A 14,717-nucleotide genomic window follows, 5' to 3' on the forward strand; every position below is an offset into this window, starting at 1 on the left:
TTACAATAAGCTGTGTCAATGAAAGAAGAAATTCCGTGCACCGCGCGGGAGAGGTTCGCGAACTCCCTCTATAAAAAACTATGGAAACAACAATATCCTTAGGTATTGTTTTGTTTTTTTATTGTGACAGTTCAAGAGCGTTCTTTCTTCTTATTTATAGTAGAGAAGGAGAATGAGTGAAATGAAAAAAGAAAAAGCAGTTGTTGTTTTTAGTGGAGGACAAGATAGTACAACATGTTTATTTTGGGCAATAGAGCAGTTTGCAGAGGTAGAAGCTGTAACGTTTAATTACAATCAACGTCATAAGCTAGAAATTGATTGTGCAGCGAAAATTGCAAAAGAGCTAGGAATAAAGCATACGGTACTAGATATGAGTCTATTAAATCAACTTGCTCCAAATGCGTTAACGAGAACGGATATGGAGATTACACATGAAGAAGGTGAATTGCCATCGACATTTGTAGATGGACGAAATTTACTCTTCTTATCATTTGCTGCTGTATTAGCAAAACAAGTTGGAGCACGTCATATTGTAACGGGTGTATGTGAAACTGATTTCAGTGGTTATCCAGATTGCCGTGATGTGTTTGTGAAATCGTTAAACGTTACTTTAAATTTATCCATGGATTACCGGTTTGTCATTCACACGCCACTTATGTGGATTGATAAAGCTGAAACATGGAAATTATCAGATGAACTTGGAGCATTTGAGTTTGTTCGAGAAAAAACATTAACATGTTATAACGGAATCATTGGTGATGGTTGCGGTGAATGTCCAGCGTGCCAACTTCGTAAAGCAGGATTAGATACGTACCTACAAGAACGCGAAGGAGCGAACAACTAATGGATAATTTCTTTGGATTTCGCATCGTAGAAAATTTGCAAAAAATGGACAAGGATATTCAGCGTAAACAGCTCAAATACCATAATAAAAGAGTAATGGTCAGCAAGGAATTTACATTTGATGCAGCACACCATTTACACTGTTATGAAGGGAAATGTAAAAACTTACATGGTCACACATATAAAGTTGTATTTGGAATTAGTGGATATGTAAATGAAATAGGACTTGCAATTGACTTTGGTGATATAAAAGAGATTTGGAAGAATGAAATCGAAATTTATTTAGATCATCGTTATTTAAACGAAACGTTACCTGCAATGAATACGACTGCTGAAAATATGGTCGTTTGGATTTATGAAAAGATGGCAGAGGCACTAACTAAAGAGAATCGAGTGAACGAATATAAAGGAGCTCGCGTAGAATTTGTTCGTCTATTTGAGACGCCGACTAGTTATGCGGAAGTAAGACGGGAGTGGATGCTCGATGAGTAAAATCCCTGTCTTAGAAATATTTGGTCCGACTATTCAAGGTGAAGGAATGGTTGTAGGGCAAAAGACAATGTTTATCCGTACGGCTGGTTGTGATTATAGCTGCGCTTGGTGTGATTCTGCTTTTACATGGGATGGATCAGCTAAAAATCAAATTAGACAGATGACAGCAGAAGATATTTGGGATGAGCTTGTTGCAATTGGAGGAGAAAAATTTTCTCATGTTACGATTTCAGGCGGGAATCCGGCATTGCTGAAAAATATTGAGTTTCTTCTTTCTATATTAAAAGAAAATGGAATGCGGACGGCAATTGAAACTCAAGGGAGTAAATGGCAAGATTGGTTACTTCAAATTGATGAAGTAACAATTTCTCCAAAACCACCAAGTTCGACGATGAAAACAGATTTTCAGAAGTTAGATGCTATTATTCAGAAACTAGCAGGAAAAGATATTAGTTTAAAAGTAGTAGTATTCGATGATCATGATTTTGAATATGCAGTTAAGATGCACGAACGTTATCCAGATGTACCATTTTTCTTGCAAGTAGGAAACGATGATACAAAAACAGTGGATGATGCAATGCTTATTAAAAAATTATTAGATAAGTATGAGTGGCTGATTGATAAAGCTGTAAATTGTAAAGAGATGAATGATGCAAAAGTATTGCCCCAGCTTCATGCGTTAGTATGGGGAAATAAACGCGGCGTATAATGAGAAGGGATGTTTAAAATGACAGGAAGATTAGATGAAGATTTAAAAGATGTAACATTACTAGGAAATCAAAATACAAAATATTTATTTGAATATAGCCCAGAAATATTAGAGGTATTTGATAATAATCATCCAAACCGTGATTATTTTGTAAAATTCAATTGTCCTGAATTTACAAGTTTATGTCCGAAAACAGGACAACCAGATTTTGCAACAATTTATATTAGCTATATTCCAGAGCAAAAAATGGTAGAGAGTAAATCTTTAAAGTTGTATTTATTTAGTTTCCGCAATCATGGTGATTTCCACGAAGATTGCATGAACGTTATTATGAACGATTTAATTAAATTAATGGATCCACGTTACATTGAGGTATGGGGGAAATTTACACCACGTGGTGGCATTTCAATTGATCCATACTGCAACTACGGTCGCCCGGGGACGAAGTATGAACAAATGGCTGACTACCGCATGATGAACCACGATCTATATCCGGAAACAATTGATAATCGTTAATAGAAAGAAAGGGCCTGTATACTATACAGGCCCTTTCTTTCTATTATATTATGCATTTTGATTAATGACAGTATAGTTTTTATGACTTACAACTGTAAGAGGTTCCATATCTAGTTCTCTAAAATTCTTCATAATTGTTATATCAACAATAACAGAGTTTTGATTTACTTTTTGAACACGGCCTTGCATTCCACCTTTAAATTCGATGATATCTCCAGTTTCTGCGATCTGCATAAGCAACTCTCCTTGTTACAGTTTTCCCAAAAAAAGAATAAATTTGGGTTTTTTTATTTCCTCCTATTTTGAACCATATTTCCTACTTTGTAAATGTTTCCAAAGTAAAAATTCGAAAAAAATTCACTTTTTGTAAGAAAATATGTAGAAAATCCATGTTATTTGAAAAAATAGCAAAAATGCGGAAATCTTTATATCGAGGTATAATGAAAAAGTAGAATAACCTGCTGAAGTGGGAGAAATTAGAGGCGGTAAAATGATGTTTGAATTTGTGGGGAGTGTTATTGCTTTAATTTTATTTTTATTTTCTTATATGCATTTAAAAAAGATTCGTCAATATGATACGAATACATATTTTGATGGGATGGATGGTACCCATGCTTCGATAACACATGATAGTGGTGGGGAGATGTAAAGGTATATAACTTTCTTTTCTTGCGTGGTATGATATTTAGAACTAGTGCATAATAGAGTTCGTAAGTGATGAATGGAGAGTGAAAAGAATGAAGATTTCTTTTATTCGTCATGGTTGTTTAGGTCGTATAAGAGAACCGATGACAATTAATTCATTTCACGAATGGATGAAACAGTATGATTCCGAATCAATGATACAAAAAGCTAAAATGCCGATAGAAACAATAGAGGCAATTGAAGCAGCGAAATTTGTCTTAACAAGTGATCAAAGGCGTGCTGTACAATCAGCAGCTGAATTGACAGATTCTTTATCTTTTATGCAAAATTCTCTTTTTAGAGAAGCTGAAGTTCCTTCATGCTTTTTTGCTCCGAAGTGGTTGAAATGCACAATTAAGGTATGGATGTTCATTGGACGAACATTATGGATACTTGGCTACCATAAAGATGTTGAGTCTTATAAGGAAGTAAGAGAGAGGGCAAGGCAAGCGGCTTACCTGTTACATCGTTATGCTCTCGTACATGGAAGTATTGCTCTTGTAGGTCATAAGTATTTTAATTCGATGATTGGAACGGAGCTGAGGGCAATGGGATGGTCTGGTTCTCCTATTTTGCATAGAAAGCCATGGGGATGTACAACATATACGTTTCACGAGGCGATGGATGGAAATATATTAAATACGAATTTAACATAAAAGCACACGATTTATATAAATCGTGTGCTTTCTTTTTAAGATATAGAAATTTTGACGTTTAATGTTTTTACGAGATGAGCATAAGGTTCGCCTACTAGCATAACAATTTCATCTTTTTTATAACCTAACTTTTCGTATAGTGAATAGGCGCGTGTGTTTTCTAAATTAACAAGTAAAGCGATTTTTTCATGCCCTTTTTCAGTTGCATAGATTTCGGCAGCTTCAATTAATTTAGAACCTATACCTTTTCCGCCGTGTGCACTTGAAACTGATAATGTATCAATGTAATACTCATCAAGCTCAGCTTCTTTTTCTAACGTAATTGATTCATCTTTATGTAATTCTCTTAAGTGATGTACAATTGGTGCGTCAAGCTGTGTTGCTTCACTACCGTGATAAGCGACAATAATTCCAACTGCACTCTCGTCTTGTTCATAGACAAAACAGTTTTCGTAGCTCAGACGGTTATTTTCTTTTGAGAACCATGTCTCAAGTCCTAGTAATACTTCTGCTTTAACTGTGCTACCTGTGATTTTTTCAGCAATTTCATGCAGAGCATTATACAATAAAGGAGCTATTGCCAGTGCATCTGTCTTTTTTGCTTTCCGAATCATAGTATCCCTCCTAGTTCTATTTGTATATTGTAGCATAGTGGTATGGAACTTTGCATAATTGAATGCCGAAATGTTTGATATAGAGAAGTAGCTATGTTAGTATATGATATTTAGTGGACATATAGTAAAACGATATTGTTTGCGAAATAACGAAAATAAAATCATGGCATAACAACGAGATAAAATGAAACGTTAATCAGTAAGACTTTTGTTCATTCCACGACTGATTAGTAGCCAACACCAATCGGACCGCCTGCAAATAGCGGGATAATTTTACAGTTGTTGACCTATAGAATATACGATAAAATAAAATATTGCAGAGAGGTGAAATACATGGATAAAGAATTAGCAAATACAATTTTAGATCAGCTGAAAAATGGTGAAATAACGGAGTATGTTGTTACGAAAGATGTATTTTATACGTTCAGAGAAGTTGTTGTAAATAGAGAAGACTTTAAGCATTTCATTGGTAACGCACAACGAGGCGGGCAAGTGATTTATACATATTCAGAAACGCCACGTTCATAAAGGGGAATTTTGATCAGCAGGGCATCCCTCACTGATTAGTAGCCGACACCAATCGAACGTTTAATGCGGGATAAATAAAAGATAAAGGAGAGGGGAATTATGGGCGATTTTAAACAAGGCATTTTACCACATTGGGATTATATGTGGAAAGATAGAGCCGGCAATAGATTTATGGGAATGGTTATGTATCCAGAGAAACGAAAATGTTCAGCAAAAATGCTTCAGAAAATAAAAAGAGCATATGAAGAAGCGATAGAAATTAAAGTAACTGTACAAGTTCAACATACATATCAGTACGTAGAAGGAATGATTGTATACTTTGATGAAGAAGCTCCTGTATGTACAATGCTTGATAAAGATGAAAATCCACATCACATATTTGTAAAAGATATTTTGCGTATTGAGCACTCTGAATAAACTTTTCATAAATAAATTGAAGTTCCATAATAATAATCTTTTTCTATAATAGTTATCTTTTAGTATGTAACGAAAAACGAAAGTATATGTATAATATATTTAATAAGGTAAATTTGATAAATGTAATCGTTTTTTAGAGCAGATTATAGTTTCATATCTGTTCTTTTTTGCGTGATGCTGGAGAAATATATTTCTTCAGCATCTACCGTTTTATGACAAAATATATTGTTAACTTTTTTTAAAATAAGATTAAATTCGTTGACAACTTTTTTGAAAAGCACTTTATTGACATGAGTTTTAGAATGTTGTTTCATAGTCATTGTATTGAAAAAAAACGGCTATCATGTCGAAAAGTAAAAGTTAAAAAAAGAAAGAATTTATACATATATCTTGTGTCTTATTTTGAAACGTAATACAATATATAGAGAAATCAAGAACAACATATAGAGAATATAGATTTGAGAGGGAGGGTCGGAAATGTTAGTTGCATATGATTCTATGACAGGAAACGTGAAGCGTTTCATTCACAAATTAAATATGCCGGCCGTTCAAATTGATGAAGATCTAGTAATAGATGAAGACTTTATTCTTATTACGTATACAACAGGTTTTGGCAATGTACCAGAACGTGTTTTAGACTTTTTAGAGCGCAATAATGAAAAATTAAAAGGCGTATCTGCAAGCGGCAATCGTAACTGGGGAGACATGTTCGGTGCAAGTGCTGACAAGATTTCTACTAAATATGAAGTGCCTATTGTATCAAAATTTGAGTTATCTGGAACAAATAACGATGTAGAATATTTTAAGGAAAGGGTGCGGGAGATTGCGACACATTGAACTGAATAATGAAATCACGCAAATGCAGGACGGTTTTTATCAGCTTCATAAAGATAAAGAGGCATTAGAAGTCTTTATGGAAGAAGCTAGAGAGAATACCGTTCCTTTTAATAGCGTGGCAGAGCGAATGGAGTATATGAAAGAACATGATTACTATTACAACGTTCTGGACGAGTATAGCTTGGAGGAAGTAGAGGGAGTATATAACATCGCTTATGGTGAAAACTTCGAGTTCCAATCTTATATGGCAGCATCTAAGTTCTACAAAGATTATGCGTTAAAAACGAATGATCAAAAACAATACTTAGAAAGCTATGAAGATCGTGTAGCAATTGTGTCATTATACTTAGGACGCGGTGATGTTTCGAAGGCAAAACAATTCGCAAGCATGATTGTAAAACAAAACTACCAACCAGCGACACCAACCTTTTTAAATGCGGGAAGAAGCAGAAGAGGAGAAATGGTGTCTTGTTTCTTGTTAGAGATGGACGATAGCTTAAATTCAATTGGCTTTAACATTAATACTGCGATGCAATTATCGAAAATCGGCGGGGGAGTAGCCTTAAACTTATCTAAGCTACGCGCACGTGGTGAGCAAATTAAAGGTATCGACAACGCTGCAAGTGGTGTAGTGCCTGTTATGAAATTGCTTGAAGATTCGTTTTCATATGCGAATCAGCTTGGCCAACGAAAAGGTGCCGGCGCAGTATATTTAAACATTTTCCATTGGGATATTATTGAATTCCTTGATACAAAAAAAATAAATGCCGATGAGAAGAGCCGTATTCAGTCTCTATCAATCGGAATTATCGTTCCAAGTAAGTTCTTTGAGCTTGCTGAGAAAAACGAACCTTTCCATGTTTTCGCGCCTTATACGGTTTATAAAGAATATGGCAAGCATTTAGATGATATTGACATTGATGAAATGTACGATGAATTAATGAGCAATCCGAAAGTGAAGAAGAAGCCACTAGATATTAGTGCACGTGATATGCTTATTAAAATCGCTATGATTCAGCTTGAGTCTGGTTACCCATACTTAATGTTTAAATCAAATGCAAATAATCAACATCCATTGAAGGATATTGGAACTGTGAAGATGTCGAACTTATGTACAGAAATCTTCCAGCTTCAAGAAACTTCAGAAATAAATGATTACGGTACAGATGACATTATCCGTCGTGATATTAACTGTAACTTAGGATCGTTAAATATCGTAAACGTAATGGAAAATAAAGAAATTCGTGAAGCAGTTCATGCGGGAATGGAAGCTTTAACAGCTGTTTCTGATATGACGATTATTCCGAATGCACCAACTGTGAAAAAAGCAAATGACGAGCTTCATTCAGTTGGACTTGGAGCAATGAACTTACACGGATATTTAGCAAAAAATAAAATCGCTTATGAAAGTGCAGAAGCGAAAGAATTCGCTCGTACATTCTTTATGATGTTAAATTACTATTCTATTGAGAAAAGTATGGAAATCGCTACAGAAAAAGGCGAGACATTTAAAGACTTCGATAAATCTGATTATGCGAATGGCACATACTTCGAAAAGTATGAAACGACAGATTACAGCCCAGTAACTGAAAAAGTTCAGCAACTATTTGAAGGAATTCATATTCCGACAAAAGAAGATTGGACAAGTTTAAAAGAGCAAGTGCAAAAGAATGGTTTATACAACTCATATCGTCTTGCCATTGCTCCAACACAATCAATCAGTTACGTTCAAAATGCAACTTCAAGCGTAATGCCGATCGTAAGTCAAATCGAATCAAGAACATATGCGAACGCGACAACATATTATCCAATGCCGTATTTATCAAAAGATACGTTCTGGTACTATAAATCTTCTTACGATATGAATCAGTTTAAATTAATTGATTTAATCGCAGAAATTCAAGAACATATTGATCAAGGAATTAGTACAATTCTTTACGTTAATAGTGATATTTCAACACGTGAATTAGCACGTTACTACATCTATGCACATAAAAAAGGCTTAAAGAGTCTGTATTATACGAGAACACGTAAATTAAGCGTGGAAGAGTGTGTGGCTTGTACCGTTTAATATAAAAAGTGAGACATGATGAGCAGGGTTTTCTGAACCCTGCTCATGCTTAGTTATCATATTTAGAGAAGGGGCGATTTAATGCGTGCGGTAAACTGGAACAAAAAAGAAGATGATTTTAGTTTAATGTTTTGGAAGCAAAACATCGCTCAGTTTTGGACAGAAGAAGAAATTGCGGTTTCGTCTGACAAAAATACTTGGGTGCAATTATCGAAAGAAGAGCAAATTGCTTATAAGCGTGTATTAGGTGGTTTAACACTTTTAGATACGAAACAAGGTGGCGAAGGAATGCCACTTGTACTTGTTCATCTTGAAAATTTACAAGCTAAAAGTGTATTAGCTTTCATGGGAGCTATGGAAGAAGTACATGCGAAGAGTTACAGTCATATCTTTACAACGTTAGCTACTGAAGAAGAAATTGATGATATTTTTGACTGGGTAGACAATCATCCATTACTTGAGAAAAAGGCCGGTATTATTACTGGTTACTATCGTCGTTTGTTAAAGCCTGAGGTAACGAAAAAAGAGCTATATATGGCAATGGTAGCAAGTGTGTTCTTAGAAAGTTATTTATTCTATAGTGGATTCTTCTATCCGCTTTACTTAGCTGGTCAAGGAAAACTAACAGCAAGTGGTGAGATTATTAACTTGATAATTCGTGATGAGTCAATTCACGGCGTATTCGTCGGTATTTTAGCACAACAAATCTTCGCAGAACTTTCTGCAGAAGAGCAACAAGAAGTGCAAAAAGAAACACAAGAGTTATTAATGGAACTATATGAAATTGAAATGGCTTATACAGAAGAAATTTACACTTCTATCGGTCTTGTAGAAGATGTAAATCGTTTCGTTCGTTACAATGCGAATAAAGGGCTTATGAACTTAGGACTTGAGCCGAAGTTTGAAGAAGAAGAAATTAACCCAATCGTTTTAAATGGTTTACGTACAGATACGAAAAACCATGATTTCTTCTCTGTAAAAGGAAATGGTTACGTAAAAGCAACGAACGTTGAAAAGTTAGCTGACGATGACTTCGTGTTTAACTTTTAATATAGGATTATAAAGAAAAGCTGTCTTATTCATTGATAAGACAGCTTTTCTTTATAATTTTGTTTACATAACACTATTATTTCTATATAGCGATTTATGTTTGGGAAGTTCTATTCGGTTAACGGATAGAACTTTTTGTAATTAAATGGGTATTTACAAACTTTTTGTATCAGTGTATTATTTAACTAGTACACCGATACAAAAGGAGGGAAGAAATGAAAATAGAGTTTTCTCCAAATATACCAATTTACATTCAGGTAATGGAATACATAAAAAAAGAGATCGTAACAGGACAGTTATTGCCTGGTGATAAAATTCCCTCTGTCCGTGAATTAGCGAGTGAATTACAAGTGAATCCAAATACGATTCAGCGTACATTTCAAGAGCTAGAACGGGATGGAGTTGTTGTAACACGTAGAGGAATGGGACGGTATGTAACGAATGAAGGGGAGAAAATAATGGAGCTGCGAAAAGAGATGGCGAAAGAATTACTTCATTCTTTTATAGATGGAATGGAAAATTTAGGTTTTTCAGAAGAAGAAATTCTTACAATTCTTCGTTCTTCATTGCATGATAAGAGGGAGGAGAGCCAATGACAGAGCTATTAAAAATAGAAAACTTATGGAAGAGATACGGATTAAAAGCAGTGATCCGTGAATTAAACATAGAGATTACGGAAGGGAAAATCGTTGGGCTTGTTGGAGATAACGGGAGCGGGAAAACGACGTTATTGAAAATGATTGCAGGCTTGCAACACCCTTCTGAAGGCAGTATCACAATAGACGGTAAAAAGGTAGGATTACAGACGAAAGAAATCGTTTCATTTATGTCCGATAAGCCAATCTTTGATGATTGGATGACTGTAAAAGACGCTTTATTTTTCTACCGGGATTTTTATAAAGACTTCGATATTCAAAAAGCGGTAGATACGATTGCAGAATTTAAAATACCGCTAGAAGAAAAAATTACAGCATTGTCAAAAGGTATGGTTGAGAAGCTGCAGATTATTTTAACGTTTTCTCGAAAAGCGAAGCTATATGTACTAGATGAGCCATTGGGCGGGATAGATCCTCTTTCTAGAGAACATGTATTGGATCTAATTCTACAGTTCTATAGGGAAGATTGTACGATATTAATTTCCACTCACTTAATAAATGAAATTGAAAATATTTTTGATGAAGTGATCTTTTTAAAAGATGGAGAAATGGTTCTATATGAAAATGTAGAAGAAATTCGTTTTCAGAGAGGAAAAGCAGTTCATGAATTGTTTAAGGAGGTGTTTAGTAAGTGAAGTCAGTACTTTCCTATTTATGGAATGTAAATAAGAAAAGATATATTGTTACTTTTTTATTCTTTGTGCTAATTGAAGCTGTGTTATTTTCACAAATGATTGTAAGAAAAAGTGATGCGGCTATCAGTAGACAAGAGGGTATATTTGGAATCATTATATTTTTCTTTTATATTGTTTATATGTTTATACAAACAATGAAATCATATTCACGCTTACTAACTAATCCAATGTTACGACTTACAGCAATATCTGGGAAACAATATGTAATTTCTATGCTTATTTTCTCATTTATCGCAATGGCTATATGGTATGGGATATGTGGAATTCTTTTCTACGTAAGTTATGTATTAGCTTTTCCTACGACTTCTGTATATGTAGAAGCAAAAGAGATTATGCAAGTAGGCATAATTAATAATTTAATATATACGATAAGCGATTTATTTGAGTTTTTGTTTAGTGTTTTACAAATCATATTGGTAATTACTCTAGTAAAGTTACTTACGAAAAAGAAAAAGGCGCAAAATATACTAATCGTTATTATTTTCCTAGTAATAAATATAGCGATTACTTTAGCGACAACCTTGCTAGGAAAATTAGCTCCAGCTTTCCAAGTATTACGAAGAGTAGAATATCATAGTGAAAGCAAGAGTCTGTTTATTAATATGTTTCAAGAAAATGGATTTAACATTTTTAATATAAGTTTCATGGTAATGGTTAGTGCTCTAATAATATATGTAATTGCTTACATAGTCGATAAAAAACTAGAAGTCTAAAGGAGGAATCAGCATTGGGAAACGTAGTAGTAAAGTTAGAGAATGTTCGAAAAAGGATTGGTGGAACGGAAATTATTCGTGGTTTATCATTTGAGGTTCGTGAAGGAGAAGTATACGGATTCCTTGGGCCGAACGGTAGCGGTAAGACGACGACGATCCGTATGATGACAGGTCTTATTTCAATGACAGAGGGCGATATTACAATTTGTGGACATAGTATTCGCTCGGAGCGTGAAAAGGCACTAGAGCAAATTGGAGCGATTGTAGAAAATCCTGAACTATATGATTATATGACAGGAATGCAAAACTTAAAGCATTTTGCGAACATGGCCATCACTCCAATTAGTAAAGAGCGCATTGCTGAGATTGTAAAGCTTGTTGAATTAGAGCATGCGATTCATAAAAAGGTGAAAACATATTCACTTGGTATGAAACAACGTTTAGGAATTGCACAAGCATTACTTCATCAGCCGAAAATCTTAATTTTAGATGAGCCGACAAATGGATTAGATCCAGCTGGTATTCGCCAAATTCGTGATTATTTACAACGTTTAGCGAAAGAAGAGAATATTGCTGTAATCGTATCAAGTCACTTATTGAGTGAAATTGAATTAATGTGTGATCGCGTTGTTATTATTAAACAAGGTGAGTTTGTACAAGAGTACAACTTACATGAAAAAGTGAAGCATGATGAGGCAGTCGTTGTGGCGTTTGAAGTAGATGAAGTTCAGAAAGCGAATGAAATTATTAAAGGTAAAGCAAAAGGGAATGTGATTGTAGCATCTGTAACAAAAGAAAACATTCCGCAACTTGTCAAAAAACTTGTTCATGCTGATGTGCTTGTATACGGAGTTACTGTTCAAAATAAAACGTTAGAGGATGAGTTCTTAGCGATTACTGGGGGAGTGAAAGCGTAATGTTTAAATTAATTCAAAATGAATTTTTAAAATTACATGCGAAAAAAGGTATGTATATTTTAATTGGTGTCATTGCTTTATTGGAGATTTTAGGAGCTGTAGTACTGGCGAAATGGGGTGAAGCTGGTAGTTTAAGTGGATCTTACTTAGATTTTGTAAGTTCAGATATCGGCTTAATTATGATATTCACAACGATTTTTGGAATTACAACAGCTTCTCGTACAATTACAGATGAATTCCAAAAAGGAACGATTAAACAATTATTAATTCGTCCAAGAAAACGAATGACAGTTTTATTTTCTAAATATATTACAGTGTTATTAACGATGTTATTTATTGTATTTGCTAGTACGTTAATTGCCATGATTATTGGATTAATTGTAATGGACGGTAGTAAAACTGAATTAACATTAGGAATTGTTTTGAAAACAATATTATATCAGTTGCTATCGCCATTTTTCTTTGCAACACTTGCATTTTTCTTAGCAAACGTATTTAGAAAGTCTGTATTACCATTAATTATTACGATGTTCCTATTATTCTTACAAGGAGCAATTAATATGGCACTAATGATGTTTGCAAAAGGTGTAGCGAAGTTTGTAGTATTCTTCCATTTGGATTTAAGAGCTTACGACAGTAATAAATTAATTAGTGGTGGAGTAGAACCAACATTTACAGAATTTACGTTTACAACTTCATTATTACTTGTAGCTGCATACTTTGTTGTGTTACTTGTAGCATCAAGTGCATTATTCCAAAAACGTGACGTATTATAATAAAAGAAATCCCCGCTTGTAAAAACGGGGATTTTTATTACATAAATTTCACTTGGATTGCAACTTGAAGAACAGCGATATGGTATTTTAAGAGCCATGCTGTTTGAAATGATTTGAGAAAAATAGGAAGGATTTCAACTAGATTCATATTGTAATTTAGTTATCCAATTATTTATAAGGAAAGGACGCCTATAAAATATTGATTCAAGTTTTACTTTATTTTTTACTATCTTTGGGGGTGTTTCATGTGCACTATGCATTTTCAAGTATAAGGCTACGTAGCTTTTTTGGATGGATGATTATAGGGGTGTTCCTTATAATGATACCATTAGGTCTAGCAAATGTTTCTGAGAATACGATGGAGGTTATTTCACAAATAACTGTATTTTTTGTATTTCCGTTACTTTGGCTATACGTAAAAACAAATAAAAATAATGTTGTATTTAACAGTTTTTTTGATAAGCCAGGACGTTTATCTTGGGGATTAATTGTATTAGCAACGATAATGGGGATGATTTTTTCAGTTGGCATATCTCAGATTCAATTTTACATATTAGCACATACGTTACCGAATTTCTTAGTTACTATGCTAGAAGACGGAAATGTTATTAATACGAGTAACGTATATATGACGATATTTACTTTCATTTCAGCATGTGTGTTAGCACCTATTATGGAAGAGGTTATTTTTAGGGGATTTTTCTTACAGCGAATGGCTCATAAATGGGGAATTAAAAAAGCTGTAATTATATCTTCAATTATTTTTGGCCTAGGACATTTTGATGTTATTGGTGCGTTCATGTTTGGTGTCGTTATGTGCCTTTTATACATAAAGACAAAAAATATATGGACGAATATAGCTGTGCACGCTCTAAATAATTTGATTGCAACAAGTATGCAATTTTTCGGTGGAGAAGAAAGTGGTACAATCTCAATTACTGAATTACAAGCGCAAAGTAATTTATGGATTGGTATCGGTCTTACAGTTGTTGGATTACTATGGTTAATTCCGTATGTTTGGAAACAATGGCGTACAGTAAAAGAAGTTGGCGTGCCACCAGTACGTTTTATAAATGAGCAAAAAGTAGTGAATTCATCACAAGAAAATGAAGTGTATAGTCAAGTGATCGTAACCGATAGATTGATGGCCATAGAGTTACCAGATGAGGTTGTAAATAAGCTTCGGTTAGAAGAAAGTGATTATGTAACAGTATCAGTAGAAGAAGATAAAATCGTTATAAAGAAAGCACATAATAGATAATTAAAAAGTAGCTCCTTAGGAGCTACTTTTTAATTTGTAATAATTTCTATACGAAAATTATTACCGTTCTTTACATATTTAATATCTGTAACAGTACGGACTGTCTTTAAAATCTCCACTTTTTCACCAATTCGCGGGATGGTCGGAACATTGTCCCAAATACCAAGCAAGTCATCTAATTGTGCCGTTTTTTCATAAAACCAGATTTTCAATGTAAAGCCCCTTTCTCGAACTTTATGTATTTTAATACATAATATATTATTTTTATTCTTATTGTAAGGG

At 34.1% G+C, this 14,717-nt stretch carries 20 protein-coding genes and 1 riboswitch; of the genes, 17 read left to right on the forward strand and 3 right to left on the reverse strand.

The annotated features are described in order from the left end of the window. Positions 1–44 precede the first annotated feature (44 nt). A riboswitch (PreQ1 riboswitch) is annotated at positions 45–88 on the forward strand. A 93-nt stretch (positions 89–181) separates the two neighbouring features. Genes queC through queF form a run of 4 tightly spaced genes read left to right on the forward strand, consistent with a single transcriptional unit; the run spans position 182 to position 2,560 of the window. Continuing rightward, on the forward strand, positions 182–844 hold the full coding sequence (gene queC, locus NZ044_RS06960) for a 7-cyano-7-deazaguanine synthase QueC (RefSeq protein ID WP_016097975.1): 663 nt from the start codon (positions 182–184) through the stop codon (positions 842–844). After that, positions 844–1,335, forward strand: coding sequence for a 6-carboxytetrahydropterin synthase QueD (gene queD / locus NZ044_RS06965; RefSeq protein ID WP_000368414.1), 492 nt, complete (start codon positions 844–846; stop codon positions 1,333–1,335). The genes queC and queD overlap by 1 nt, the downstream gene beginning before the upstream one ends. Then, positions 1,328–2,044 carry a 7-carboxy-7-deazaguanine synthase QueE gene (gene queE / locus NZ044_RS06970; protein WP_000036303.1) on the forward strand — a complete coding sequence of 239 codons (717 nt, stop codon included), beginning with the start codon at positions 1,328–1,330 and terminating at the stop codon, positions 2,042–2,044. Before queD ends, queE begins: the two co-directional genes overlap by 8 nt. Before the next feature lie 18 nt (positions 2,045–2,062). Next, positions 2,063–2,560, forward strand: a complete 498-nt coding sequence (gene queF / locus NZ044_RS06975) for a preQ(1) synthase (RefSeq protein WP_001986050.1) — start codon at positions 2,063–2,065, stop codon at positions 2,558–2,560. A gap of 48 nt (positions 2,561–2,608) precedes the next feature. Here queF and NZ044_RS06980 read toward each other — a convergent pair whose 3' ends face one another. After that, positions 2,609–2,794, reverse strand: a complete 186-nt coding sequence (locus NZ044_RS06980; protein ID WP_001165082.1) for a YkvS family protein — start codon at positions 2,792–2,794, stop codon at positions 2,609–2,611. Between the two features lie 259 nt (positions 2,795–3,053). Here NZ044_RS06980 and NZ044_RS06985 point away from each other — a divergent pair, with 259 nt between their 5' ends. Together NZ044_RS06985 and NZ044_RS06990 are read left to right on the forward strand one after the other, a co-directional pair. After that, the gene (locus tag NZ044_RS06985; protein WP_002083105.1) at positions 3,054–3,209 is read left to right on the forward strand and encodes a hypothetical protein; all 156 of its coding nucleotides are present in this window, start codon (positions 3,054–3,056) and stop codon (positions 3,207–3,209) included. Between the two features lie 88 nt (positions 3,210–3,297). Then, entirely contained in the window at positions 3,298–3,900 is a 603-nt protein-coding gene (locus NZ044_RS06990) for a phosphoglycerate mutase (RefSeq protein ID WP_000703092.1), read from the forward strand. Between the two features lie 35 nt (positions 3,901–3,935). Here the strand turns inward: NZ044_RS06990 and NZ044_RS06995 are convergent, their stop codons facing one another. Then, a complete protein-coding gene (locus NZ044_RS06995; protein WP_000619541.1) occupies positions 3,936–4,514 on the reverse strand; it encodes a GNAT family N-acetyltransferase in 579 nt (192 codons plus the stop codon). A gap of 333 nt (positions 4,515–4,847) precedes the next feature. Here NZ044_RS06995 and NZ044_RS07000 point away from each other — a divergent pair, with 333 nt between their 5' ends. From NZ044_RS07000 to NZ044_RS07050, 11 genes are all read left to right on the forward strand, one after another. After that, on the forward strand, positions 4,848–5,042 hold the full coding sequence (locus NZ044_RS07000) for a hypothetical protein (protein WP_000356686.1): 195 nt from the start codon (positions 4,848–4,850) through the stop codon (positions 5,040–5,042). A 99-nt stretch (positions 5,043–5,141) separates the two neighbouring features. Then, the gene (locus tag NZ044_RS07005) at positions 5,142–5,459 is read left to right on the forward strand and encodes a hypothetical protein (protein WP_000502199.1); all 318 of its coding nucleotides are present in this window, start codon (positions 5,142–5,144) and stop codon (positions 5,457–5,459) included. Between the two features lie 477 nt (positions 5,460–5,936). Continuing rightward, the gene (gene nrdI, locus NZ044_RS07010; protein ID WP_000959447.1) at positions 5,937–6,296 is read left to right on the forward strand and encodes a class Ib ribonucleoside-diphosphate reductase assembly flavoprotein NrdI; all 360 of its coding nucleotides are present in this window, start codon (positions 5,937–5,939) and stop codon (positions 6,294–6,296) included. Further along, positions 6,283–8,367: a class 1b ribonucleoside-diphosphate reductase subunit alpha gene (gene nrdE / locus NZ044_RS07015; RefSeq protein WP_001215843.1), complete on the forward strand. Its 2,085-nt coding sequence runs from the start codon at positions 6,283–6,285 to the stop codon at positions 8,365–8,367. The genes nrdI and nrdE overlap by 14 nt, the downstream gene beginning before the upstream one ends. 81 nt (positions 8,368–8,448) lie before the next feature. Further along, entirely contained in the window at positions 8,449–9,417 is a 969-nt protein-coding gene (gene nrdF, locus NZ044_RS07020) for a class 1b ribonucleoside-diphosphate reductase subunit beta (RefSeq protein WP_001203025.1), read from the forward strand. Positions 9,418–9,632: 215 nt separating this feature from the next. Further along, positions 9,633–10,013: a GntR family transcriptional regulator gene (locus NZ044_RS07025; RefSeq protein ID WP_000687507.1), complete on the forward strand. Its 381-nt coding sequence runs from the start codon at positions 9,633–9,635 to the stop codon at positions 10,011–10,013. After that, positions 10,010–10,708 carry an ABC transporter ATP-binding protein gene (locus tag NZ044_RS07030; RefSeq protein ID WP_000137741.1) on the forward strand — a complete coding sequence of 233 codons (699 nt, stop codon included), beginning with the start codon at positions 10,010–10,012 and terminating at the stop codon, positions 10,706–10,708. The genes NZ044_RS07025 and NZ044_RS07030 overlap by 4 nt, the downstream gene beginning before the upstream one ends. Beyond that, complete coding sequence (locus NZ044_RS07035; RefSeq protein WP_098505597.1) at positions 10,705–11,481, forward strand: ABC transporter permease; 777 nt, start codon at positions 10,705–10,707, stop codon at positions 11,479–11,481. The genes NZ044_RS07030 and NZ044_RS07035 overlap by 4 nt, the downstream gene beginning before the upstream one ends. A gap of 14 nt (positions 11,482–11,495) precedes the next feature. Then, the gene (locus NZ044_RS07040) at positions 11,496–12,398 is read left to right on the forward strand and encodes an ABC transporter ATP-binding protein (protein ID WP_000528821.1); all 903 of its coding nucleotides are present in this window, start codon (positions 11,496–11,498) and stop codon (positions 12,396–12,398) included. Then, positions 12,398–13,174 carry an ABC transporter permease gene (locus NZ044_RS07045; RefSeq protein WP_000475436.1) on the forward strand — a complete coding sequence of 259 codons (777 nt, stop codon included), beginning with the start codon at positions 12,398–12,400 and terminating at the stop codon, positions 13,172–13,174. The genes NZ044_RS07040 and NZ044_RS07045 overlap by 1 nt, the downstream gene beginning before the upstream one ends. Positions 13,175–13,421: 247 nt before the next feature. Further along, on the forward strand, positions 13,422–14,435 hold the full coding sequence (locus NZ044_RS07050) for a CPBP family intramembrane glutamic endopeptidase (RefSeq protein ID WP_002162875.1): 1,014 nt from the start codon (positions 13,422–13,424) through the stop codon (positions 14,433–14,435). 29 nt (positions 14,436–14,464) lie between these two features. Here the strand turns inward: NZ044_RS07050 and NZ044_RS07055 are convergent, their stop codons facing one another. Beyond that, positions 14,465–14,647, reverse strand: coding sequence for a DUF3913 family protein (locus tag NZ044_RS07055; protein WP_000707106.1), 183 nt, complete (start codon positions 14,645–14,647; stop codon positions 14,465–14,467). Between the last annotated feature and the right edge of the window lie 70 nt (positions 14,648–14,717).

The sequence above is a fragment of the Bacillus sp. FSL K6-1338 genome (genome assembly GCF_038006965.1).
Lineage (GTDB): Bacteria > Bacillota > Bacilli > Bacillales > Bacillaceae_G > Bacillus_A > Bacillus_A thuringiensis_S.

What these genes read in the sequence shown, in the direction of transcription:
- queC (WP_016097975.1), top strand. Translation starts at nt 182, where the DNA reads ATGAAAAAAGAAAAAGCAGTTGTTGTTTTTAGTGGAGGACAAGATAGT.
- queD (WP_000368414.1), top strand. Translation starts at nt 844, where the DNA reads ATGGATAATTTCTTTGGATTTCGCATCGTAGAAAATTTGCAAAAAATG.
- queE (WP_000036303.1), top strand. Translation starts at nt 1,328, where the DNA reads ATGAGTAAAATCCCTGTCTTAGAAATATTTGGTCCGACTATTCAAGGT.
- queF (WP_001986050.1), top strand. Translation starts at nt 2,063, where the DNA reads ATGACAGGAAGATTAGATGAAGATTTAAAAGATGTAACATTACTAGGA.
- NZ044_RS06980 (WP_001165082.1), bottom strand. Translation starts at nt 2,794, where the DNA reads ATGCAGATCGCAGAAACTGGAGATATCATCGAATTTAAAGGTGGAATG.
- NZ044_RS06985 (WP_002083105.1), top strand. Translation starts at nt 3,054, where the DNA reads ATGTTTGAATTTGTGGGGAGTGTTATTGCTTTAATTTTATTTTTATTT.
- NZ044_RS06990 (WP_000703092.1), top strand. Translation starts at nt 3,298, where the DNA reads ATGAAGATTTCTTTTATTCGTCATGGTTGTTTAGGTCGTATAAGAGAA.
- NZ044_RS06995 (WP_000619541.1), bottom strand. Translation starts at nt 4,514, where the DNA reads ATGATTCGGAAAGCAAAAAAGACAGATGCACTGGCAATAGCTCCTTTA.
- NZ044_RS07000 (WP_000356686.1), top strand. Translation starts at nt 4,848, where the DNA reads ATGGATAAAGAATTAGCAAATACAATTTTAGATCAGCTGAAAAATGGT.
- NZ044_RS07005 (WP_000502199.1), top strand. Translation starts at nt 5,142, where the DNA reads ATGGGCGATTTTAAACAAGGCATTTTACCACATTGGGATTATATGTGG.
- nrdI (WP_000959447.1), top strand. Translation starts at nt 5,937, where the DNA reads ATGTTAGTTGCATATGATTCTATGACAGGAAACGTGAAGCGTTTCATT.
- nrdF (WP_001203025.1), top strand. Translation starts at nt 8,449, where the DNA reads ATGCGTGCGGTAAACTGGAACAAAAAAGAAGATGATTTTAGTTTAATG.
- NZ044_RS07025 (WP_000687507.1), top strand. Translation starts at nt 9,633, where the DNA reads ATGAAAATAGAGTTTTCTCCAAATATACCAATTTACATTCAGGTAATG.
- NZ044_RS07030 (WP_000137741.1), top strand. Translation starts at nt 10,010, where the DNA reads ATGACAGAGCTATTAAAAATAGAAAACTTATGGAAGAGATACGGATTA.
- NZ044_RS07045 (WP_000475436.1), top strand. Translation starts at nt 12,398, where the DNA reads ATGTTTAAATTAATTCAAAATGAATTTTTAAAATTACATGCGAAAAAA.